Here is a 22412-nt window from a genome sequence, read left to right as displayed (position 1 = left end):
TGACATGTCTATCCTTAATATTGCGTATTCCCCGATTGACTTGTTTTACCCGATGCGAATCCCTTGAACAGGGTAGGCACTTTGGAATAACGGGTATTCGTTATTTTGCCGACCGTAGAGCTGCTGTCTGTGCGCAGAATGGAATCCTTCACATTGGAAATGTTGGAGCTGTCCACGTTCATGGTAACCGCGTAAGAGGTTCCTCCATTTTGACGTACCAGCTTACCGATATTATCAGCTCTGAAGTTTTTAATGTTAATTGTCCCCGAAGCGTTCATCTGGAACACCTTATCATATGCCTTGTATGCGGCACCGCCCGTAATATTAACCGTACCTGCGGATTTAAGCGTGAGTGCATCTTCACCGACATCATTCCAGGTTACATTTTGAATATTGCAGTTGCCGTAACAATGGACGCCATCAGCTGCCGGGGCCTCGATCACTACATTTTTCAGTGTAGCTCCTGCCTCAAGACGAAAAATGGGCTTCTGGTTCTCGGCCTGACTGCCATCTCCCAGTGTGTTCGGATCTGCGGCTAAGCTTTTCCCTTTGCCATCATAAGTCTCACCTGCTTTGACAATGATCGTTGTCTTCACAATTTCGGGAGCAGCAGACACGGGTAATGCACCAAATACTGAAGCGACCAGACCTGCGGAGAGCAGCAGCGATAACATTTTTCTCATGCGTAAATCCTCCCTATACGGATATATTGGTGTTGAAGCCAGCTTGTCTTCCCGGATCCCTTAAGAGGTGCACCTCTTTCCTGGACCCTACCCTGATCCTACCAAAACAGGAGTGTAATGATAATAATCATTAGATTAGGTATCCAATTGTCGGCATAATACCTGCATTCTTCGCATTATTTGTCGATCCATTCCGCATGGAATGTGCTGATCTTAACTTTCGGTATGCTTCATTTACAGTCTGTAAAAACCGTAGAATAAAAAAAGAAACCCTTCGTCTATGAAAGACAGGGTTTCTATAGATACTACAGTGTCCAAATGCTAATTATATTTACAATTCTTCCTCACTATTTCCAACGGATGGTTGAAGCGAATAGAGGGGGTTATTATCCGTAAATTCATTCACAGATTCAAATGTTACTGAACCGTTATCCGATACGATCATTTTGAAAACAACCCAGTATCTCTCGTTGCCGCTTCCTTCCTCTACTGTAAACGAGGCACTTGGTGCAGCGACAGCTCCGTGGAACACTTCAATTTTGGCTCCAGAACTCTTGATCGTACTCACTCCTGAAAAATGATGCACATAGAACGTATATGTTCCAGGAAGCAGGTGACGTATTGTAGTCGTTTCAGGTCCATAGGACGTGACATCATCCAAGTCCAGATCTACCATAAGTTCGTCATTATTATAGTATTGCTTATCCGCGAAGAACGTATGGAACACGCCGTTGTCACCTGCAGGACCTACAAGGTGTGAGTCCAAATCGGCTGGGTCTTTCCCCCATGTCATAACAATACGTGTTTCATCTTGCGTAGGTATTTCAATAGCTGTTTGATTTTCATTACTATTTTCCATATTTACTGCCGAAACACCAATCAGATACGTTTTAATATATTTCGTATCTCCCCCTCCCAGTTCACCTGTATAGATGCCTGGTGGAAGATAAATGCGATAGTTACCATAAGTATCCGTTGTTACAGTACCCACAACTTCACCTGTTTTGTTATCCAGACCTTTTCTAAATGCAATTTGCAAATTAGCAACTGCTTCTCCAGCAACATCCTTGATGTGACCGCCGAATCCGGTCAGCTTAATTGCACCACTTTGGCTTCCTGCAAAGTGTGTTTTATTCTCATCAGACTCTACAGTGATATACAATGTGGCTCCGTAACGGTTAACAGGTTCAAATGTAAACTCCCCATTACGGTACTGTAAATTATTCAATTGTTGTTCTGTGCCATTCAAATAGGCATGAACTACAAAATCATCTGCTGTTAGTTCAGAGATCTCAAACCCTTCAGTAAATACCAATTTGGCACTTCCATTGGTAACTTGAATCCCTGTGAGTGTTGGATAGGCTGCTCCTTCGTTATAAACTGCAACGGTTACTGGAACATGAATCTTGAAATCTCCGTATTCTGCTTGTACAACAGTCGTACCGTTACCTTTGGCCTGAATTTTGCCTGAGTTAACGACGGCGATGTTGCTATCTTCGACTTTCCATGTTGCAAAGGAAGTAATATCTTTGAATGCTGAGCCAGCATTCCCCGTGAGCACGATCTGACGTGTCGAGTCAATTGCTGAAAACTCTGCTGCTTCCGGTGAATAAACGACACTCGTCACCGTAGGATCTGCTTCAATGGTTGGGGGCTGATTAAGTTGACTGAAATCAATACCTTCTACATTAACCAGAGCCGAAGTTAATGCTCCCTCTCCAGAAAATTGTACGATTGCATTCAATATCGCCCGATTCACTAAAGCACCATGGTTAATTTTAAACACGGTGTTCAATGCTTGTTCGAATACTTCGAGATTGCCAATGGTGGAGTTATCTCCAAATTCCACTGAAACTTGCTCCGCATGAACCATTACGGAGTCGAAGCTTCCGCTCAGCGCTACCGAAGCATTATGCGGAACCGACTCTGCAATATCGATTGGTCCGACCTGACCCGTGGAAACATTCTGTACGATCGCACCAGATCTAATTTCAATCTGCTGAACATCACTTCCACCTTCAAGGACCAGACGGATACTGCCATCTGCTTTGTCAACGATCACTGTTGCTAGAACGGAGTTCACCGCATGAATACTGTTAGGGCCTCCGCCATAAATCTCAGTGGTTCCCGTAACATTAACATTATCAAGAGTCACGTCACCGTTTTCTACAGACTCAAGTATTTTCAAATTACCATTTATTTTGGTGTTTTTTAGAGTGACACCTTGCGAGCTAATAGTTACATTTCCAGTTACATCCCCAAGCGTATATTCACCTGGAGCGGTAAGATTTTTACTAGGAGCTTGTTCCCCGCCTCCATTATTTCCACCATTGTTACTACCGTTCCCTTTATCTCCAGAACTGCTACCACTACTTCCTTTACTACTTCCTTCAGAAGGTTTAGTCGTTTCTGGTTTGGCTTCATTAGAATCTTCAGTTTCATCCCCTGTCTTGGCAGGAGTCATGTAACTATCATATGTAGACTTATTCATTACAAACTCATATGCAAGTCTCGCTAATGCTTGGCGATCTGCAATTCCCGAAGGATTAAATTTTACTGTTCCATCTTTTTGAACTAATCCTTTGATGAAACCAGATTGGTAGGCCAGTGACACAGAATCTTTTGCCCAATTCGATACTTGATCCAAATCAAAAAGTTGAGGTTTGGATGACTGGTTCGGTACGTCTTGCTGTGTCCAACCAAAAGCTCTAACGAAAAATACAGCTAATTCTTCTCGTGTTACGTTCTTATTAGGTGAAAAGCTATCTTTCGAAGTACCTTGAGCAATACCAGATTTGACAAGTGCGCCTACATACCCGGCATACCACTTATCTTCCTTAACATCCTTGAATTGGCTTGCCTCAGCAGTATCCGGATTTAAATGAAGCGCACCAACCATGATTTTTGCCAGTTGAGCTCTTGTTACGGAATCAGAAGGCTTAAAGGTCCCATCAGAAAAACCTGTAAGTATTCCTTGTTCCACCAATTTGGTTATTTCAGTTTTGGCGTACGATTTATCAATATCAGTAAAAGAATTCTTAGAAGTAGCTACTTCTGCCGATACGGATAAATTAAGAGATAACATGGAGACAACCAGCGACGTAGAAAGCATTAATGATAGTTTGCGATTAAACTTTTTCCATTTTGAATTCAAAACTAAAACACACTCCTCAGTAGGCTTCTAGTAGGTAAAAAACAATAATATGTGAATCTATGGAACTATATCACCTCCTGATCAATAGGATAATAATACCATGCAAACTCATAAAAACAAGATTATTAAACTATGATTTTACAAAAAAGTTTTTATCCTGGATTGATTTCAATTTTTATCATCTAAACTATTCTGCAATAAAAATAGAAAAGCGCACCACCCGAAATAAACATTCGAATGGCGCGCTCTAAACACATTTTTATTTGACTAGGCTCCGAACCGCTGACGATATCCGCATTTCCGGCATAGTTCCTCCACAGCTTCCCGCTTGGAAAAACCATAAACCAGATTGTTCGCCCGCTCGCCTTCAACAATCTCCGAGAATGACTTCTCATGGACGTTACCAAGATTAATGACACCTTCGCCATCAAGGCAGCACGGAACAACCGTGCCATCCACAAGAACGGCCGCCTGACTGCGCAGTGCATGGCAGAAGCCCTTACCATCATCCTCTGGTGCATCCAGACTTGGCCACTGGAACTCATGGTCCTGATTGAGATAGACATTCGGCGCAATTTTGACGCCGCTGCCTGGAACCACCTTTTCCTCAATGCGGAAATCCAGGTTGAACTCGCGCTCCAGTACCTCCAGTGTTTCCCGGTTCCGATTCATCTGGGCATTTGTGAAGTTATCCTGCGTCAGGTTCCAGAGCCGGAACGAGATGATCACGTTATGTTTCACAGCTTCCCGGGCAAAAGATAGAATGTTGCTGAGGTATCCCTCACGGTCCGTCGATCCCTCGTGCCCATCGAAGCTGTGCAGCGAGAAGTTCATTTGCCGTAATGCCGGTTTGCCAAGCAGTTTATGCTGGGTCTTGGGCAGCAGCGTTCCGTTCGTTGTTATGTTTACCTTGAATCCCTTCTCGTGTGCGGAATCCAGTAACAAATCAATTTTGGGGTGAAGTAACGGTTCCCCTTTGACATGCAAATAAATGTGTTTGGTATGTGGCTTAATCTGATCCAATATATTGTTGAAGACTTCAGGGTCAATGAATCCTTTGGCACGCTTGGTCTGCGGACAGAAGCTGCATGCCAGGTTACATATGCTTGTAATTTCAATATATACTTTCTTGAACGTTTTCAACTCGGGGTCCCCATTCTGCTTAGGAGGGAGAACAGTCCCACCCTCATTTGTAATCCGGCCATATGTGCCATCACCATTATATCGGGTTCGGGAGCCGAGGTAAATCGACCAGACTGTTAATTCCCTTTTTCTCCTCGAATCTATTAATTACGTTCACTTATAGATTCTTTCAATCGAAGTATAGGATGTATTGATTGTCCGGGTTATTGTGGTTGCCGAAACGCAATGCTAGAATCTAAACAATTTAAAACCAAGTTAAAACGTAAGAATAATAAGCTATGAGGAGAGTGTATTGATGATTACTGTTAAGGCACCTGCAGTATATGTACACGAAGCTAACATTCTTGAGCAAAGTGGTCCACGGATTGCTCAGCTTGGGCAGCATGTTCTGATCATCGCCGGTGAGTCTGCATTAAAAGCAGTAAAACCTTATCTTCTTCCTTCACTGGAAGAGCATAAGATCAAGTTCCATGTGCAATTGTTTTACGGTGAGGTTACGACAGGACAGATTGGTACTTTTACGCAGCAAGCTTTCGATCTGGATGTTGATCTGATTATCGGCGTCGGTGGTGGTAAAGTGCTCGATCTGTCCAAAGCGGTGGCCGAGCAAGCCCAATTGCCCATTGTAACGGTCCCAACGATTGCCGCAACCTGCGCTGCCTGGTCCGCCTTAACCGTGCTCTATGATGAACAGGGCCAATCTGCAGGATATCGTCCGCTGTGCCGTTCGCCTCATCTTGTTCTGGCTGATCCTCATATTCTGGCGAGTGCACCAAGGCGGTATTTGGCCGCTGGGATCGGTGACACACTCGTAAAATGGCATGAGTTCGCCGTTAATCTAAGTGGCAACGCCACCAGCCTCACTCTCCGAAACAGTGTCAGCACTGCCAAGCTTGCACTCGATATTCTCGAAGCGCACGCCATCGATGTCTATGAATCCACGGATACAACCGGTAGTACACCTCAATTCCGTGATGTTGCCGATGCCATTATTGTGCTCGCAGGCCTTGTAGGCAGCATTAGCGATGGATCACTTCATGCCGCAATTGCTCATGGGCTACATGATAGCCTCACCAAATTACCCGAAACACACGCTTCACTGCATGGAGAAAAGGTAGCCTTTGGACTTTTCACCCAGTGGATCCTTGAAGGCAAAGCAGGGGATGAGCTTCAGAAGCTGACCACTCTGTTACATAAGCTGAATCTGCCTATCACTCTTGCCCAACTCGGCATACAACAACAGCCTCAGGAAGCTGCTGCGCGCATTGCAGCAGGACTACAGCTGCGGGAAGGCAGTGCAGCACATCTCTCCTTCGGAGTTAGCACGGCGCAGGTAACCGAAGCCATCCTTCAGGCAGACCGCATCGGCCAAACATTCATAGAATCTAGTCAGTCCAGTGAAAGCAGTACATACACCAAGGAGGTTTCCTCCCTATGATTCGTCCAAACCGCCAGTACACTCTTCCCTTAACTGCCTTTCTGAGCGCGCTTCTGTTGTTGCTGATTTCCGGCTGCTCTGCCGGAACTGACAATCAGGCCGCGGGTACAGGCACAACACCGACAGTAGCATCAGCTGCTTCGAATAAAGACGTTACTATTCGTGTTGGTCAGACCGGATGGGGAAATCTCGAATTGGGGCTAAAAGCCGCCGGACTCGATGACACCCCCTATAAAGTCACTTATAACGTATTTCAGGGAGGTAACCTGATCCTCGAAGCGATGGCTGCAAATCAATTGGACTTTGGTGTGACCAGTGAAATTCCACCCATTTTTGCATCTCAGGCTGCCAATGGTGGAAACTTCAAAATTATTGCGGTACAACAAGGCAGCACCTTAAATCAGGAGGTCGTTGTTCCCAAAGGTTCTTCTATCAAATCAGTTGCTGACCTGAAAGGCAAGAAAGTTGCTTTCGTAAAAAATACAACGGCCCACTATTTCCTGCTCAAAATGCTGGAGGAAGCCGGACTAACCTGGAGTGACATCAGTCCGGTCGAACTTTCAACAGCTGACGGACTCAGCGCCCTGATTAGCGGGAAAGTGGATGCCCTTGCCAGTTACGGCAATGCCATCATCTCCGCACATCAGAATGAAGCAACAACGCTCGCCAGCGCCAAAGATATCCTGTCAGGCAGCTTCCTTGTAGCCGCCTCCGATCAGGCTATTGCAAATGCGGAACAGAAAGAGGCCTTAGCCGATTATTTGGAGCGAATCAACAAATTCAATGATTGGGCTCGTGCCAATAAGGATGCGTGGGCTCAAATTACAGCAGACAATACCCACCAGCCGGTGGAACAAGCCCTTAAAACCTACACGGATGGAGAAGCACAACGCCCATCACGTATTGTTGCCATTTCTGATGAGGCCATCAAGTCCGAACAGGACGTAGCAGATACGTTTCAGCAAGCGGGAATTTTTGGGCAGGCAGTCGATGTGAGCACATTCTGGAGTGATGCACTTCAAGATCAACTTCCAGCTCCAGGTAGTCAATAACGAAGGAAGCAAGGAGGTAGGCATAACGTGCGGTCTAAAACCTTTAACCGGGCATGGTTTAACCAGTTCATTCCTTTTGTTGTACCACTACTCATTCTGGCTCTGTGGCAATGGCTGACTGCATCCGGAATTGTTGCAGCCAATATTTTGCCCCGTCCCGCTCAAGTACTGGAGGCCTTCATTCGTCTGCTTGGTAACGGTGAACTACTGAACAATATCAGTATTAGTGCCAGACGAGCTTTGGGAGGATTCCTCATTGGTGGGGGTCTGGGTTTTCTGCTGGGAGTGCTGAACGGCATCTCCTCCCTTGCGGAAAAGATCGCCGACTCCTCGGTACAGATGATCCGTAACATTCCGCATCTGTCCTTGATCCCCCTCGTTATTGTGTGGTTCGGGATCGGTGAAGAAGCAAAATTATTTCTCGTTTCCCTGGGTGTATTCTTTCCGGTATATCTGAATACGTTCCACGGCATACGATCGGTCGATCCCGGTCTGATTGAAATGGGCAAAGTATATGGCCTCAGCCGTTGGTCCCTTTATAAAGACATTATCCTACCTGGTGCACTGCCTTCCATTCTCGTGGGTATTCGTTATGCACTTGGCATTATGTGGCTGACCCTTATCGTAGCCGAGACGGTTGCGGCGGATGCGGGGATAGGTTACATGGCGATGAATGCGCGGGAATTCATGCAGATGGATGTAATCGTCTTAAGCATTCTGCTATATGCCCTGCTGGGCAAGCTGTCCGATACCATCGCCAAATGGCTGGAACGGCGCTGGCTGCGCTGGAACCCGGCTCTATCCCGCAAGTAAAGCCAAAGGAGCGTGAATTGATCCATGAGCACAAGTCAGATCAGTCCTTTTCTTCAAGTAGATAGGGTTCAGAAATCGTATGATCAGCGGACAATTCTATCCGACATCAATGTCAATGTAAGACAAGGGGAATTTATAGCCATCGTTGGACGAAGTGGTTGTGGCAAAAGCACTTTGCTGCGTCTGATCGCCGGGCTGGAATCCCCCTCTTCCGGAAGCGTTATGCTGGGCAACAGAAAGCTTGGCAGTACAGCACCAGAGACACGGTTTCTGTTTCAGGAAGCCCGACTGCTGCCTTGGAAATCCGTGCTGGACAATGTACGGCTGGGAATCCCCGACAAGAACGATGCACGCCAGTCACTTCGCAATGTAGGACTTGGAGAGCGTGAAGGTGACTGGCCGGGGGTATTATCTGGCGGACAAAAACAACGTGTTGCCTTGGCACGGGCACTCGCAAGTCATCCGCGTTTACTGCTGCTGGATGAACCGCTGGGTGCATTGGATGCATTGACCCGAATTGAGATGCAGCAATTAATCGAACGCTTGTGGGTAGAAGAAGATCTGACTGTCATTCTGGTCACTCATGATGTCAGTGAGGCGGTTGCGCTGGCTGACAGGGTGCTGTTAATCGAGGATGGTCATATAACGATGGATACCCGAATTACGCTGGAACGTCCACGTGTTCGGGACAGCGGGTTTGCTCATTTTGAAAATCTTATTCTAAATCGCTTGTTGACTCCTTCACAAGAGACACCACAGCAGATAGCCCAGAAACAGATATCATTCTCGATCTAATTCCATTGGAAAGAAGGTATGACTATGCAATCCCTCTCAACCGTTCCCTCTCCTCCTGTTAAAGATCTGTTAAATCAAATTCCGGCTTATACACCTGCCAAATCCATGGAACAGATCCGGCGGGAATTGGGACTGGAAAGTGTAGATCGACTTGCAGCGAACGAGAATCCGTTTGGCTCTCCTCCCCTGGCAGCGGAAGCAGTCAGATCGCTGAGCTCCGATCTTCTGGCTCAATACCCCGACGGTTCCAGCCAACTGCTGCGTGACAAACTTGCGGAACGTCTGGGTGTGCGTACCTCCCAACTGGTATTTGGCAGTGGATCATTCGAGCTCCTAACCCTTACCGCTCAAGCCTATCTTAATCCCGGCGAGGAATCACTCATTCCGGTCCCCTCCTTTAACTGGTATAAGGGCGCTACGCTGCTTGCAGGCGGGGCTATTCATGAAGTGCCTTTGGTCAACCATTCACTGGACCTGGAGCAATTCCGGCAGCGGATCAATGCTTCTACCCGAATCATCTGGCTGTGCAATCCGAATAATCCAACCGGAACCATTTTCACGGCAGATGCCCTGCTTGGTTTACTCGAATATGTGCCCTCCCATGTCGTGGTTGTCCTGGACGAAGCGTATTATGAATTCGCGGAAAGTGAGGATTACCCTGATACGGTTAAGCTGCTGGAGCAGTATAATAATCTGATTATTCTGCGGACCTTCTCCAAAATATATGGACTGGCCGGCCTGCGAATTGGATATGGCATCGCGAATGAAAGCATCATTGAAGGCATTAACCGGGTCAAGCTGCCCATCAGTCTGACAGCCGCATCCCAAGCCGCTGCTTCGGCCAGCCTGGATGATCATGAATTTGTTTCTCATTGCCTGCACTACAATCGTCAGGGACGGGAAACGTTAACGCAATCCTTTGATCAGTGGAAATTACCCTACATCCCTTCCGAAACCAATTTCATCATGGTGGATCTGTTGCAGGATAGCGGCCCGATTACCAAAGAATTGTTGAACAGAGGCATCTCTGTCCGCGGCGGTGCCGAATTCGGTATGCCTACCTGGCTTCGGATTACGATTGGCACACCTGAGCAGATTGCCCGTCTGATCGGTGAGCTTGATTCACTGTTACATTCAAACAATTAGAATAGGTTACTTTCCTAACTTCTTTACGCACACTTCTTTTAAGCCGCCCTCTTTACATCTCGCGTGAATGTGATATATGCTGTGTACACAACTGCATATCTTGAACGATTGCACTAGGGGAGCCTTGCGGCTGAGACGAATGAATGTATTCGGACCCTTTGAACCTGATCTGGATCATACCAGCGGAGGGAAGTGGAGCGGACTTTCAGTTAACGGATTTTTTTCATATTCATATGAACATGAATGTCGGTTGAACTTAACAGGCCCACTCATTTCTCCGGAAATGGGCGGGCTTTTTCGCGTTTACTTAAATACAGATCGCAAACAACGTGCATTTCCGTTCAGGCAGTTTTTATTCCAAGGGGGTCAAGGAACCAGATGAGCAACGATGTACAGATTAACAACATGACCTTCACTTTTCCGGATCAGAGACATTCCCCCGTGCTCTCCAAGGTGTCGATGTGTGTAAAAAAGGGAGAATTCGTCTCGCTGATCGGCTCCAGCGGATCGGGCAAGAGCACGCTCTTCAAGCTGCTGGCAGGTTTGCTTGAACCGACAGATGGCACGATCGAAATTGCTGGGGTGCCGTCAGGACAACGACTCGGGCGGGTTGCCTACATGCCGCAGAAGGATTTGCTGTTATCCTGGCGGACGGTTATGGAGAACTGCCTGCTTCCCTCGGAGCTTGCTCCGAGGAAGCAGGACAAGATGAAGCTGCGCACTGACATTATGGCCGGACTCGACAGATTCGGCTTATCCGGCTATGAGAATGCCTACCCGGACGCACTGTCCGGCGGCATGAAGCAGCGGGTCGCCCTGCTGCGCACCTTGCTGACGGGAGGACAGCTGATGCTGCTGGACGAGCCCTTCGGCGCGCTTGACGCCATGACCAAGCGGGAGATGCATCGCTGGCTGCTTGAATTGTGGGAAGGCCTCGGCAAAACGGTGCTGTTCATCACGCATGATATTGAAGAAGCCCTTTTATTAAGTGACCGGATTATCCTACTAACTCCTGGCGGTCGGCAGCTGCTGGACATGACGGTGCCTCTGCCCCGTCCGAGACATTCGGGCATGGTCTATGATCCGGATCTTATACAGATGCGACAACGGTTGGAGGAACAACTACATGCGAAGCTTTAATGTCAGCAGATGGTTTGCCCGCTATGGCCTGTTCGCTGCGCTTCTCCTCCTGATGCTTGCCAGCTGGGAATGCATCGTTCGATTAGGCTGGGTTCCATCTTTCATTATCCCTGCACCTACATCGATAGTAAGTTCTCTAGTTGAGTATCGGCGTCTGCTCCTCGGAACCCATCTACCTGCCACATTGATGGAGGTAGCAGTTGGCTTCGGCTTGTCCATCGTGGCCGGAAGCGCTCTGGCAGCGGGCATGCACCTCAGCCCTTCGATTGAAAAGGCGCTGTACCCTTTCATCGTAATCAGCCAGACGATTCCACTGATTGCCCTGTCTCCTGTATTCATTCTGTGGTTTGGCTACACACTCTGGAGCAAAGTCGCTGTGGTGTTTCTGATCGCATTCTTCCCGATTGTGGTCAGCACCTATGATGGTCTCCGTCAAGGCGACCCGGAACAGCGCGAACTGCTGATGACCATGGGAGCAAGCAAGTGGGATCTGTTCCGCAAGCTTCAGGTACCTCTTGCGCTCCCCTCTTTCTTTTCAGGATTGAAGATGTCAGTGGTGTACTGCGTGGTCGGCGCAACCATTGGCGAATGGCTCGGAGGCAGCAAAGGTCTTGGTTATTTCAGCCGCAGAATGTCAAGCAACATGAATACGGATGCGATGTTTGCCTCCATTCTGCTGTTATCCTTGCTGGGCATCGGTCTGTTCGTGCTTATTGCCTGGCTGGAGCGAACCCTCGGATTGAAGCGGAATGCAGACCATGCACGCAGAGGAACGTCGATGAAAAGGCAATCGCAATGAGATAACAAGTGCTGCTCCTTCCTGTCGATCTCTTTGGAACATATCAGCAATTGGAACCAAACAAAAATGAACGAAACGAGGCTCATTTATCCATGAGAAAAAAGAAAATCATTCACATCCTGCTTCCTGCCCTCATCTGTTTATTGCTGATCGTCAGCGGTTGTGGCAATACAGGTGCCAAGCCCTCATCGTCCGATCCCGATCCCCAGATACAGGGCACAGATTCAACAACAACCGGATCGTCGTCTGGTGACCATGATTCATTGTCCATCATGCTTGACTGGTATCCGAACGCAGTCCATTCCTTTATATATGCAGCACAGGAAAAGGGATATTTTGCAGACCAAGGTCTCGATGTGGACATTCAGATGCCTGCCGATACGAATGATGCGCTCAAGCTTGTAGCTGCTGGCAAAGTGGATCTGGCGCTGAGCTATCAGCCGCAAATTATGCTAGCCCGTGGAGAAGGCATTCCCGTTCGATCCATTGCCGCTGTCGTTCGGCATCCACTCGTTCATCTGCTGACGGAAACGGACGGGAAGGTTAACTCACCCAAAGATCTTGAAGGAATGACGGTAGGGTATTCCTCCGTTCCCCTATATGAAGCCATGGTACGTACGATGATGAGTCAGGATGGCGGTGATCCGGACCGCATGAATTTGGTGGATGTCGGTTTTGATCTGATCCCTTCGCTGGCCTCCGGTCAGGCCGATGCGATCATGGGTGGATTTATCAATCATGAGCAGTTGATTCTCGAGAAAGAAGGTCATGCCGTCAAATCGATTAATCCCGTCGATTACGGCGTGCCGGATTATTACGAACTCGTTCTCACGGCAAGCGACGAGGGAATTGAGGCGAAGAAGGAACAGCTCACCCGCTTCGTCAAAGCGATCCAGGAAGGTCAGAACTATGTGACTGAGCATCCGGAAGAAGCATTGAACATCCTGCTCGCACACGAAAATGAGACGTCCCCGCTGGATCGGGATATTGAAACAAAGAGCCTGGACATTCTGCTGCCGCTCATGACCGAAGAAGGTACCTCGTTTGGCTGGCAGGAGACCTCCTCCTGGGAAAACGTGCGGAAGTGGCTGGTACAACGTGAGTTGGTTCCGGAGTCGGTTCAAGCCGAGGATGCGTTTATCAACTTGCAGGAGAAGTAAAACGTTCAGTTGCTGCTATAAAAATAATGGCTTATCAGGAGGGAATTTCATATGTCATATCTGGCACGTGTTCGTACTCATAATCCACTGGTTCACAATATTACCAACCTCGTGGTTGCTCCCTTTACGGCCAACGGTCTGCTCGCTCTGGGCGCCTCTCCCTTCATGGCATATGCGCATGAAGAGGTAGCCGATGTTGCCAAAATGGCCGGAGCGGTCGTGCTCAACATCGGCACACTCGATGACCAGGTCGTTCAGGCCATACGCATCGCCGGACAATCGGCCAATGCCCATCATGTGCCAGTTGTACTCGACCCGGTGGGAGCTGGCGCTACGGCCTATCGCACGGATACGGTTCAGATGCTCGTGCGTGAGCTTCGACTTACCGTACTGCGGGGCAACGTAGCCGAAGTCGCCAATGTCATAGGCGAGAACTGGAGCATCAAGGGTGTCGATGCAGGCCAGGGCGAAGGGGACCGCATCGGGATCGCCGAGCGGGCAGCGCAGAAGCTTGGCTGTGTTGTCGTTATCACTGGACGCGAGGATGTCATTACGGATGGACAGACCACGTTCCTTACGCAAAATGGACATGCCCTGCTCACCCAGGTCACTGGTGCAGGATGTTTGCTCAGCTCCATCATAGGTGCCTTTGCTGCGGTTGCACCGTCAGGAGAAGAATTGCTAAGCAGTGTTGTTGAAGCACTTGCCTTCTATGGCGTTGCAGCCGAGATCGCGGCAGCGCGCACGGCCAATCTCGGGCCAGGTAGTTTCCAGATCGAGCTGCTAAACCAGCTTGCGCTGGTAACCCCGGACGTGGTCGCTCAGCAGGCTCAGGTTCGACAGCTTGGCGGTGATACCCAATGAGTATGGCGCAGGCACTCACGATTGCCGGGTCGGATAATGGCGGCGGGGCCGGCATTCAGGCGGATTTGAAAACCTTTCAGGAGCTGGGCGCTTACGGCTTGTCTGTTATTACTGCCGTTACCGCACAGAATACACTGGGCGTTCAGGGAGTCTATCCGGTTCCCTTGGAAGGCATTGCTCGGCAGCTGGATTCTACAGGTGAAGATTTCCAGCCCGGAGCGGTAAAAACAGGCATGCTCTTCAGTGCAGAAACCATTCGCCTGGTTTCCGAGAAGTGGCGGCAATTCGGCTGGACCAATCTGGTCATTGATCCGGTCATGGTAGCGAAAGGTGGTGCCCCGTTACTCCAGCAGGAGGCGGTGCACGCCCTGGTCACGGATCTGCTTCCACATGCATTAATCACAACACCGAATATTCCGGAAGCCGAATTGATCACCGGAATGACCATCCGCAATCTGGCGGATCGTGAAGAAGCTGCCAGACGAATCGTGCATATGGGCTCTGCGTATGCTCTGGTCAAAGGCGGACATGCTGAAGGTAACGGGATGATTGTTGATGTGCTCTATGACGGCACGTCCTTTCACTATCTAGAGAACGTACGCATTGTGACACGCCACACCCATGGAACCGGATGTACGTACTCTGCCGCCATTACGGCCGAACTGGCCAAGGGCTCGTCTGTCCTGGCTGCCGTAACAACCGCGCGAGCGTTCATTCAGGCGGCCATTGAGGACGAACTGGGGATTGGGGCCGGACACGGGCCAACGAATCATTTTGCGTATCAGCGCAGACAGCGGGGTGAGCAGTAATGCGCAGATGGGATGCAGAGGCGGTACGTCAGGCCATGCAGGTGTACCTGGTGATGGGCAGCGTGAATACCACGCTGGACCCTGTGGATGTGCTGCGCCAAGCCATCGCCGGCGGCATCACGCTGTTCCAGTTCCGCGAGAAGGGAACTGGCGCCCTTGCTGGCGAAGCCCGCATCTCGCTTGCGATGCGACTTCGCGAGGTGTGCAGCCAGCACGGGATTCCGTTCATCGTGAACGATGATGTGGAGCTGGCTGTGGCAGTGGAGGCCGACGGCATGCATGTCGGCCAGGACGATGCGGACGCGGCGCTGGTACGCGCCCGCATCGGAGCCGGGCGGATGCTAGGCGTATCCGCCCACTCCGTGGCTGAGGCGCGCCGTGCCGTGCAGGCGGGCGCCGACTACCTTGGCGTCGGGCCCATGTACCCGACGCGGTCCAAGGCGGATGCCCACGCTGTGCTGGGCCCCGCCGGGGTGGCGGAACTGCGCGCCGCAGGCATCGCAGTTCCGGTGGTGGGTATCGGCGGCATTACGCCCGATACCACGGCCGCCGTGATGGCGGCAGGAGCGGACGGCGTAGCCGTCATCTCCGCCATCGCGGGCGCGGCCGATGTGCGCGCAGCGGCTGCGCAGTTCGCTACGGCGGTGCGTGGGATGCAGGCATAGCCGTGCCTCCCTGCACCGCCTCCCCTCCCCACACGCTGGGGCAGGCTGCCCCTACCAGCATGACTGCCTCACCGTTTACCCAACATTATTGTTCCATGCTGTTCCGGATGCGGCCTCCTGGCTCGCATCTTTTTTTGCCTGTTGACTCTCACGTTACGTGACGCTATACAATCGGTGGTGTAAGGAGGTGTTGATCATGGCCATGAAAGTCAAAGAAGTTGCCGAGCTTGCCTCGATCAGTGTGCGCACACTGCATCATTATGATGAGATCGGATTATTGACCCCGGACGAAGTCACTTCAGCCGGATATCGGCTGTACTCGGATGCCAATCTGGAAACACTGCAGCAGATTTTATTTTTCAGAGAGCTTGATTTCTCCCTGAAAGAGATCAAAAGCATTATCACGAATCCTTCCTTTGACCGGGAAGGAGCACTGCAGATGCACCGCCGTATTTTGCTAGAAAAGCGTCAGCGACTTGATCAAATGATCGCCACCATTGATCGAAGCGTTTTGCATATGAGAGGAGAGATACACATGACAACGAAAGAACAGTTCGAAGGATTCGACTTCAGCAAAAATCCGTATGAACAGGAAGCCAGAGAGCGTTGGGGAGACGAAGCTGTAGAAAAAGCAAACCAGAAACTTCAGGGCAAATCTGCCCAAGAACAGAAAGCCCTGTCTGATGAAATGAATGAAATTTATACACGACTGGCTGAACTACGTCACAACGATCCTGCCTCGAACGAGGCTCAGGCAGGAATCGCCGAATGGTATGCCTACCTGAACACTATGGGGAACTATTCCGCGGAGGCTTTCAGAGGACTCGGACAGATGTATGTGGAAGACGAACGCTTCACGCGTAATATCGATCAATTTGGCGAAGGCTTGGCCCTGTTCATGAGGGATGCGATGGCGGTCTTTGCTGACCGTAAGAGCTAATGCTATATGCTTTTCTCATGACATCCGATCTACTCCAAGTATAAAAAAGGGACGTACGCCAGTAGGCGTTACGTCCCTTTCCCTGTATCTCAGCCGCAATGTAAGGGACCCCTTCCGGCCCTTCACTCTGAGTACTTTTTACATGATATAACCAGTGACTACATTGCACCGTTCTGATTACCGAGGTAGCGTTCTCCTATTAAGCTCTGGGCGCTTGATCGGATGACGAAGCCGTCGATGCCAGGCTGGTCTTCGCCATGCGTGCCGGAATCCGCCATGCGGATAAAATAGCCAGCACGATGAATAACAGATCAATCGGCTCACTGAAGTAATCGGTAATGGTTGCGAAGAACTCGCGGATGATCTCAACATCAAACGCCAGTTCCATCATTCCGATATCTCCGAACAACTGGGATGTAAAATAAACCACGGTAAGATACTTACCCAGCAAAATGCCGAGAAGTGCGAAAATAACCGCAATGATTTTATGTACCGTTGCAATCCGTTTGTTGGAGAACAACACAACCGCATACCCCGTAAGTGCCCCAATCAAGATAGCGATAAGCCCCACCTCATATTCCGTTGATGCTGCAATTGCTGCCCACACGGCTCCCCCAACAATCGCTGCAATCAACCCACCGATGATCGGCAAGCCAATTCGGATTCCTTGTTTCTCTTCCACGTGCTTTTCCCTCCTGAGTCATGCTTATGCTTATTTTCCAGAATTCACCTTTCTTATGAAACCACAAAATGTGCCTTCTTTCAACAAATTTCTATTCTTTTCTGAAAATTATAAGAAAGAAAGCACGGCGATTCGCATTATATATTACAGCAACGCAAAGATCCCTTCTGCCAGCCTTAAGCTGAAGAAGGGATCTTTAACTCCGGATCATTTATAATCCAAACTCTGCTGACATCTTATGCTTGCGCTTCTTTGGACGGCTGAATGACCGCAGCAATCTGTGCCAGAATCGCATCAACGGAAGCCGGATCATGTACATCATAATGATCAATGTTCAGACGCAGTACCGGACAAGCGGTGAACTGATCAATCCATACCGAATAACGTTCATGCATATGTTCCCAATATGAGCGGTCAGTTTGAATTTCCATTTCACGTCCGCGTTCCGTGATCCGGTTCAAGATGGACGGCAGGCTGCCTTCCAGATAGATCAACACATCGGGATGAGGGAAATACGGTGTCATCACCATCGCTTCAAACAAACTGCTGTACGTTTCGAAATCTGTGGCTGACATCGTGCCCTGATCCGCATGCATTTGTGCAAAAATTCCCGTATCTTCATAGATGGAGCGATCCTGCACGAACCCCCCGCCAAGCTCGAAGATCTTCTTCTGTTCCTTGAAACGCTCCGCCAGGAAGTAAATTTGCAAGTGGAAGCTCCAACGCTCAAAATCATGATAGAACTTCTCCAGATACGGATTATGATCGACCTGCTCCAGAGATGTCTTGAAATTCAAACGCTGCGCAAGTGCTGCCGTTAACGTGGACTTGCCCACGCCAACCGTACCTGCTACCGTAATTAATGCATTCGCCGGAATGCCATAGTTATTCATTTGATATACTCCTTTACCTGATTAACAATCTGCTTGAAATGTTCAGGATGCTCCACAAAATCCAGCTGCTCCGCATTTACTTTAATAATGGTTGGCGGGTTCGTACCATCTGCCAGGTAGGCCATGCCTGTTTTGTAATCCGCGATCAATTGTTCCATATATGCCGGGTCCATGTCCTGTTCAAAGGAACGTCCACGTTTGTTAATGCGATACATCAATGTGTCCAGCTCGGCTTCGATGTATAACACCAGATTGGGTTTAGGCAGATCGTCGGTTAACAAGTGATAGATTTGACGATACTTGTCCCGTTTGGTCCCTTTCAGGGTACGTTCGGCAAAGATCATATTTTTGTAGATATGATAATCCGATATGACGGGAGTATTTTGTGCAATGTAGTGCAGACCTGTGTCTTCCAATTGCTTGAACCGGTTGCATAGAAAAAACATTTCAAGCTGGAAGCTCCACTCATCAATATTTTGATAGAAAGAAGCCAGAAAGGGATTCTCTTCTACTATTTCCTTCACCAGCGGAAGGTTTAATTCCTTGGAAAGCATCGTTGCCAGCGTGGTTTTCCCTGCTCCAATCGCACCTTCCACCGCAATAAACGGGGCTGATTTCATCGTGTTCCTGCTCCTCCTCGACCTCATGCGTGTTTCCGTTTCTGTATAGACCTCACCTATTGTATCACAGCCCGTAGAGTCGAAGGCCAGTATTTTATGTAAAGTTATTCTCTACTAAATAGCCCTCCCGCGAATGGCCTGATTACACCATACGATGAAGAGGACTGCTTGCATAATGAATCATTTTCTTGCTCCGATCCTTCTCCACCTTTGATGAAAAACGCGAAAAAGACGCTGAAAGCTTTAGTGCTAAAGCATCATTTTATTTTCATTACTAACATTCATATGACTTTATTACGATATATTCCATGAATACGATATGTCTGGAGGTCCTAGAAGAGTCTGGAACGATTCACATATACGAATAGAACAATTTAACCAGAAAAAAGGAGAGAAGCAAGTTGTTAGCTAAGATTCGATGGAGCACCATGCCTTTCTTTGCCAAAAACCTCGTTATATCTTTCGGTAGTATTATGTTGATTGGAATCATCCTGATTACAGCTGGATATCAGCTGCAGAAAAACGTACTCAGCCAGCAGCTCTATGATCAGGCCAAAGTGACCACCCAGAAGTGGTCGGACGATCTGGACACAGCCAAAGTGCTTGAAGCCATTAATGAAAAAAGCTATGACGGTCCGGTGCAAAAAGAACTGCGGGACTATCTGGATTCCATCCATGAACTGTATCCCAACATTGCCCAGACCTATATTTTTGGAACCGAGCTGGCGGAAGGCAACCAAACGTCCATCATCGCCGTTCCGACCAACCTGGTTCAGCCTTTCGAAGAATTGAATCTGGCTGTAGGCTCCATGTACCCACTCCCACAAGAAAACGTGAAAGCACTGGAAGGTATGAAGAAGGACGGGCAACCTGCACTAAGCAGCTTTTATACGGACGAATATGGAACCTGGACTACCATTATGTATCCGATCAAGAATGCTGCAGGTGAAACGTACGCCGCCATTTACTTCGATGTCGATGCCAATGCAATCCCGAGTGGTCTTCATAAACTGATTACATACAGCAGCATGTTCCTTATAGGTTTTCTGCTTCTGTTCATGATCCTGCAATATGTCTTGTTGAAGAAAACGTTAACTCCGATCCGTAACCTGATGAAGGGCATTGATGTTGCCAGCTCGGGGAATCTGGATGTATCCATCCAGACAGGCCGAGATGATCTGGGGATCATTAATCAGAAATTCAATACAATGATTGAACGTTTCAACGATACGATGTCCAAAGTCCAGTTGACTTCACATCACCTGTCCAACTCCTCCAAGAAATTGTTGGAGATCTCGGAAAATAACAATGGTAATATTCAAATGATCAGTACGAATATTCGGGATATCTCCCTTGGCCTTCGCTCTCAGGACCAGGCCTCTGTAGAAAATGCACGTGCCATGACGGAAATGTCCACTGTTATCCAAACCATCGCGAGCAGCTCTTCGGAGGTAGCCGATGAAGCGCAGAGCATGGAACAGCGGTCCCATTCGGGCCATGAGATTATGCAGCAAGTCATTGAGCAAATGGATCTGATCTCGGGAGCCGTACAACACACATCCGAGTCCATCCGGTCTTTGGAAAACCGTTCCAATGAGATTAGCGGTATTGTCAATCTCATTACTGACATTGCAGGACAAACCAATTTGCTCGCCCTGAATGCTTCCATCGAAGCAGCGCGTGTGGGTGAAGAAGGAAAAGGATTTGCCGTCGTGGCAGGAGAAGTACGCAAACTGGCAGAACAATCGCAGCAATCAGCCGATCAGATCCGCTCGTTAATCGACGAGATTCAGCGGGATATCGCGCAGTCCGCTGAAGCTATGCAGCTTGGTTCACGTGAAGTAGAGAAAGGTTCTCAGGTTACCCGGGAGACAGGTGAATTCTTCGGCGATATCCTGACAGCCACCAACAAAGTTGCGAATCAGATCCAGGATATCTCCAGTTCTACGGAGGAAATCTCCGCCAGTACACAAGAGATGTCTGCAACAGCAGATGAGCTGTCCGCAAGTGTTAGCAAGGCAGCTAACAGCAGCAAGCAGATTGAACAGTCGATCGCTGAACAGGAAGCTTCCATGGCATCCATTGTCAGTGCTTCGGATGAACTCTCTGCCGTGTCCAAGCAGCTGCAGGAGCTGATATCATTCTTCAAAGTTAAGCAAGCAAATTAATCGAATATACGATGCCATTCACAAAAAAAAAGAGATCTTCCGATTTTCACGGAAGATCTCTTTTTCTATCTTATCTTGTGCCCATTCACTGGGACTTGTCACTTGAAGTTTCGGCATCGTCTTTCTTCTTCGTACCTTTGCTTTTATAAGGCTTTGGGGCACTTTTCGCCCGATTGGCACTGGCTTGCCAGCGATTCCAGCCTTTTTTGCCGGTACCACGGCCCGTGCCGCCTTTACCCTTTGCTTTGCTCATGTTATCACTCCAATAATCCTGTATATGCTTAAAAATGACCGTCCTCGGTACCTTTTATCGTAACCCAGCCCATCGTATTCACTTCCAGCATTTCTTATTATAACAAAAATAAACATCTTTACGTTCATTTCCAAAAATGATTCTATTGTTATTCTGTTATGAAAGCGGTATAGTGTACATAATTGAAAGAAGAAGCCGCGTCTTCTTCGGGATTGTTACTGGTAAGCAGGCGATACCCAAATAAAGGCTGTGTGATAAGCCTTTGTTTGGGTTTTTTGTTATTAATAACGGCAATAGAGGTGAACAACGATGATCATTCGACAGATTTTCAACAATAACGTCATCCGGGCAGAGAACCAGGTGGGTCATGAATTTGTTGTCATTGGAAATGGTCTGGGCTTCAAGAAGAAAAATGGGCAGCCTGTTGATGAGGATAAGATCGAGAAAACCTTTGTTCTCAAATCGGATAAGATCCCCCAGAAACTGATCGACCTGATGGGCGAAACCTCCGTGGAGTATCTAACATTGGCTGACAAGATTGTAGGCTATGCCAAACGGGAAATGGGCGATATTTTTAGTGACAATATTTATATTTCCCTCATTGACCATATCCAATTTGCCATCTCACGGTACAGGAAGTCCGTCGGGCTGAAGAACTCGCTGTTATGGCAGATCAAAAAGTTTTATAAAAAGGAATTCATGATCGGCATGAATGCGCTGGAGTTGATCGATTCACAATTCGGCATTCAGATGGACGAACATGAAGCCAGTTTTATCGCCATGCATTTTGTCAACGCCAGACAGGATGGTCAGGGCATGCAGCAAACGGTTGAAATTACCGAAGTGATCGATGACATATTCAACATCGTGACCAATCAATATGGCATTACCCTGGATGAAAATTCGTTTAATTACTCCAGGTTTATTACCCATTTGCAATATTTCGTCCAGCGCATGGTGAGCAATGAACAGGAACAGACGGCGTCTGGTGATAACTTTCTGTATGATCAGGTCAAAGACAAATACGGCAAGGCTTTTCAGTGTACCCAATTGATCAACCATTACCTTGAGGACAAGTTCGAAAGTGCGATGTCCATTGATGAAAAGGTGTATTTGACGATCCATATTCACCGCGTTACTTCCCGAAATGAAATGCAGGACACGAAATAAAAAAAGCTTGCAAACGATTTCGCTG

The 22412-nt window shown here is 48.4% G+C and carries 21 protein-coding genes and 1 riboswitch; of the genes, 14 read left to right on the top strand and 7 right to left on the bottom strand.

The genetic code is table 11. The annotated features are described in order from the left end of the window. Window positions 1–14 precede the first annotated feature (14 nt). The 3 genes from CHI14_RS11705 to CHI14_RS11695 all read right to left on the bottom strand — a co-directional run bounded on the left by CHI14_RS11705 (window position 15) and on the right by CHI14_RS11695 (window position 4980). Complete coding sequence (locus CHI14_RS11705; RefSeq protein ID WP_095288621.1) at window positions 15–683, bottom strand: pectate lyase; 669 nt, start codon at window positions 681–683, stop codon at window positions 15–17. Between the two features lie 331 nt (window positions 684–1014). Then, the gene (locus tag CHI14_RS11700) at window positions 1015–3837 is read right to left on the bottom strand and encodes an S-layer homology domain-containing protein (RefSeq protein WP_095288620.1); all 2823 of its coding nucleotides are present in this window, start codon (window positions 3835–3837) and stop codon (window positions 1015–1017) included. Between the two features lie 267 nt (window positions 3838–4104). Beyond that, on the bottom strand, window positions 4105–4980 hold the full coding sequence (locus CHI14_RS11695; RefSeq protein WP_095288619.1) for a radical SAM/SPASM domain-containing protein: 876 nt from the start codon (window positions 4978–4980) through the stop codon (window positions 4105–4107). 295 nt (window positions 4981–5275) lie between these two features. Here CHI14_RS11695 and CHI14_RS11690 point away from each other — a divergent pair, with 295 nt between their 5' ends. From CHI14_RS11690 to CHI14_RS11635, 12 genes are all read left to right on the top strand, one after another. Beyond that, window positions 5276–6418: an iron-containing alcohol dehydrogenase family protein gene (locus tag CHI14_RS11690; RefSeq protein ID WP_095288618.1), complete on the top strand. Its 1143-nt coding sequence runs from the start codon at window positions 5276–5278 to the stop codon at window positions 6416–6418. Further along, complete coding sequence (locus CHI14_RS11685) at window positions 6415–7470, top strand: ABC transporter substrate-binding protein (protein ID WP_095288617.1); 1056 nt, start codon at window positions 6415–6417, stop codon at window positions 7468–7470. The genes CHI14_RS11690 and CHI14_RS11685 overlap by 4 nt, the downstream gene beginning before the upstream one ends. 27 nt (window positions 7471–7497) lie before the next feature. Further along, window positions 7498–8283, top strand: a complete 786-nt coding sequence (locus CHI14_RS11680; protein WP_095288616.1) for an ABC transporter permease subunit — start codon at window positions 7498–7500, stop codon at window positions 8281–8283. A gap of 24 nt (window positions 8284–8307) precedes the next feature. After that, window positions 8308–9078 (top strand): ATP-binding cassette domain-containing protein, encoded by a 771-nt coding sequence (locus CHI14_RS11675; RefSeq protein WP_095288615.1) that lies wholly within the window; start codon window positions 8308–8310, stop codon window positions 9076–9078. Window positions 9079–9096: 18 nt separating this feature from the next. Next, on the top strand, window positions 9097–10224 hold the full coding sequence (gene hisC, locus CHI14_RS11670; RefSeq protein WP_212676991.1) for a histidinol-phosphate transaminase: 1128 nt from the start codon (window positions 9097–9099) through the stop codon (window positions 10222–10224). A gap of 105 nt (window positions 10225–10329) precedes the next feature. Next, window positions 10330–10432, top strand: a riboswitch (TPP riboswitch). A 170-nt stretch (window positions 10433–10602) separates the two neighbouring features. Further along, window positions 10603–11364, top strand: a complete 762-nt coding sequence (locus tag CHI14_RS11665) for an ABC transporter ATP-binding protein (RefSeq protein ID WP_095288613.1) — start codon at window positions 10603–10605, stop codon at window positions 11362–11364. Next, complete coding sequence (locus CHI14_RS11660; RefSeq protein ID WP_095288612.1) at window positions 11351–12163, top strand: ABC transporter permease; 813 nt, start codon at window positions 11351–11353, stop codon at window positions 12161–12163. Before CHI14_RS11665 ends, CHI14_RS11660 begins: the two co-directional genes overlap by 14 nt. 92 nt (window positions 12164–12255) lie before the next feature. After that, entirely contained in the window at window positions 12256–13323 is a 1068-nt protein-coding gene (locus tag CHI14_RS11655) for an ABC transporter substrate-binding protein (protein WP_095289080.1), read from the top strand. A 51-nt stretch (window positions 13324–13374) separates the two neighbouring features. Next, complete coding sequence (thiM, locus tag CHI14_RS11650; protein ID WP_095288611.1) at window positions 13375–14187, top strand: hydroxyethylthiazole kinase; 813 nt, start codon at window positions 13375–13377, stop codon at window positions 14185–14187. Further along, window positions 14184–14996 (top strand): bifunctional hydroxymethylpyrimidine kinase/phosphomethylpyrimidine kinase, encoded by an 813-nt coding sequence (thiD, locus tag CHI14_RS11645; RefSeq protein ID WP_095288610.1) that lies wholly within the window; start codon window positions 14184–14186, stop codon window positions 14994–14996. Before thiM ends, thiD begins: the two co-directional genes overlap by 4 nt. Beyond that, complete coding sequence (gene thiE / locus CHI14_RS11640) at window positions 14996–15661, top strand: thiamine phosphate synthase (protein ID WP_095288609.1); 666 nt, start codon at window positions 14996–14998, stop codon at window positions 15659–15661. The genes thiD and thiE overlap by 1 nt, the downstream gene beginning before the upstream one ends. 196 nt (window positions 15662–15857) lie before the next feature. After that, window positions 15858–16601 (top strand): MerR family transcriptional regulator, encoded by a 744-nt coding sequence (locus CHI14_RS11635; protein ID WP_095288608.1) that lies wholly within the window; start codon window positions 15858–15860, stop codon window positions 16599–16601. Window positions 16602–16800: 199 nt separating this feature from the next. On the opposite strand, the gene CHI14_RS11630 is transcribed toward CHI14_RS11635, so the two are convergent. The 3 genes from CHI14_RS11630 to CHI14_RS11620 form a co-directional block, all read right to left on the bottom strand. Further along, window positions 16801–17283, bottom strand: a complete 483-nt coding sequence (locus tag CHI14_RS11630; protein ID WP_095288607.1) for a hypothetical protein — start codon at window positions 17281–17283, stop codon at window positions 16801–16803. Between the two features lie 236 nt (window positions 17284–17519). Beyond that, on the bottom strand, window positions 17520–18176 hold the full coding sequence (locus tag CHI14_RS11625) for a deoxynucleoside kinase (RefSeq protein ID WP_095288606.1): 657 nt from the start codon (window positions 18174–18176) through the stop codon (window positions 17520–17522). Next, entirely contained in the window at window positions 18173–18796 is a 624-nt protein-coding gene (locus tag CHI14_RS11620; RefSeq protein WP_095288605.1) for a deoxynucleoside kinase, read from the bottom strand. Before CHI14_RS11620 ends, CHI14_RS11625 begins: the two co-directional genes overlap by 4 nt. Window positions 18797–19224: 428 nt before the next feature. Here CHI14_RS11620 and CHI14_RS11615 point away from each other — a divergent pair, with 428 nt between their 5' ends. Beyond that, on the top strand, window positions 19225–20964 hold the full coding sequence (locus CHI14_RS11615) for a methyl-accepting chemotaxis protein (protein ID WP_095289079.1): 1740 nt from the start codon (window positions 19225–19227) through the stop codon (window positions 20962–20964). 85 nt (window positions 20965–21049) lie between these two features. On the opposite strand, the gene CHI14_RS11610 is transcribed toward CHI14_RS11615, so the two are convergent. Further along, window positions 21050–21217, bottom strand: a complete 168-nt coding sequence (locus CHI14_RS11610; RefSeq protein ID WP_095288604.1) for a DUF3934 family protein — start codon at window positions 21215–21217, stop codon at window positions 21050–21052. A 309-nt stretch (window positions 21218–21526) separates the two neighbouring features. Between CHI14_RS11610 and licT the strand changes: the two genes are divergently transcribed. Further along, a complete protein-coding gene (gene licT / locus CHI14_RS11605; protein ID WP_095288603.1) occupies window positions 21527–22387 on the top strand; it encodes a BglG family transcription antiterminator LicT in 861 nt (286 codons plus the stop codon). The last annotated feature ends 25 nt before the right edge of the window (window positions 22388–22412 follow it).

The organism is Paenibacillus sp. 7516, assembly GCF_002272715.1.
Classification (GTDB): domain Bacteria; phylum Bacillota; class Bacilli; order Paenibacillales; family Paenibacillaceae; genus Paenibacillus; species Paenibacillus illinoisensis_A.
Note: the sequence above shows the minus strand (reverse complement) of the source record. Positions and strands in the feature narration are given on the sequence as shown.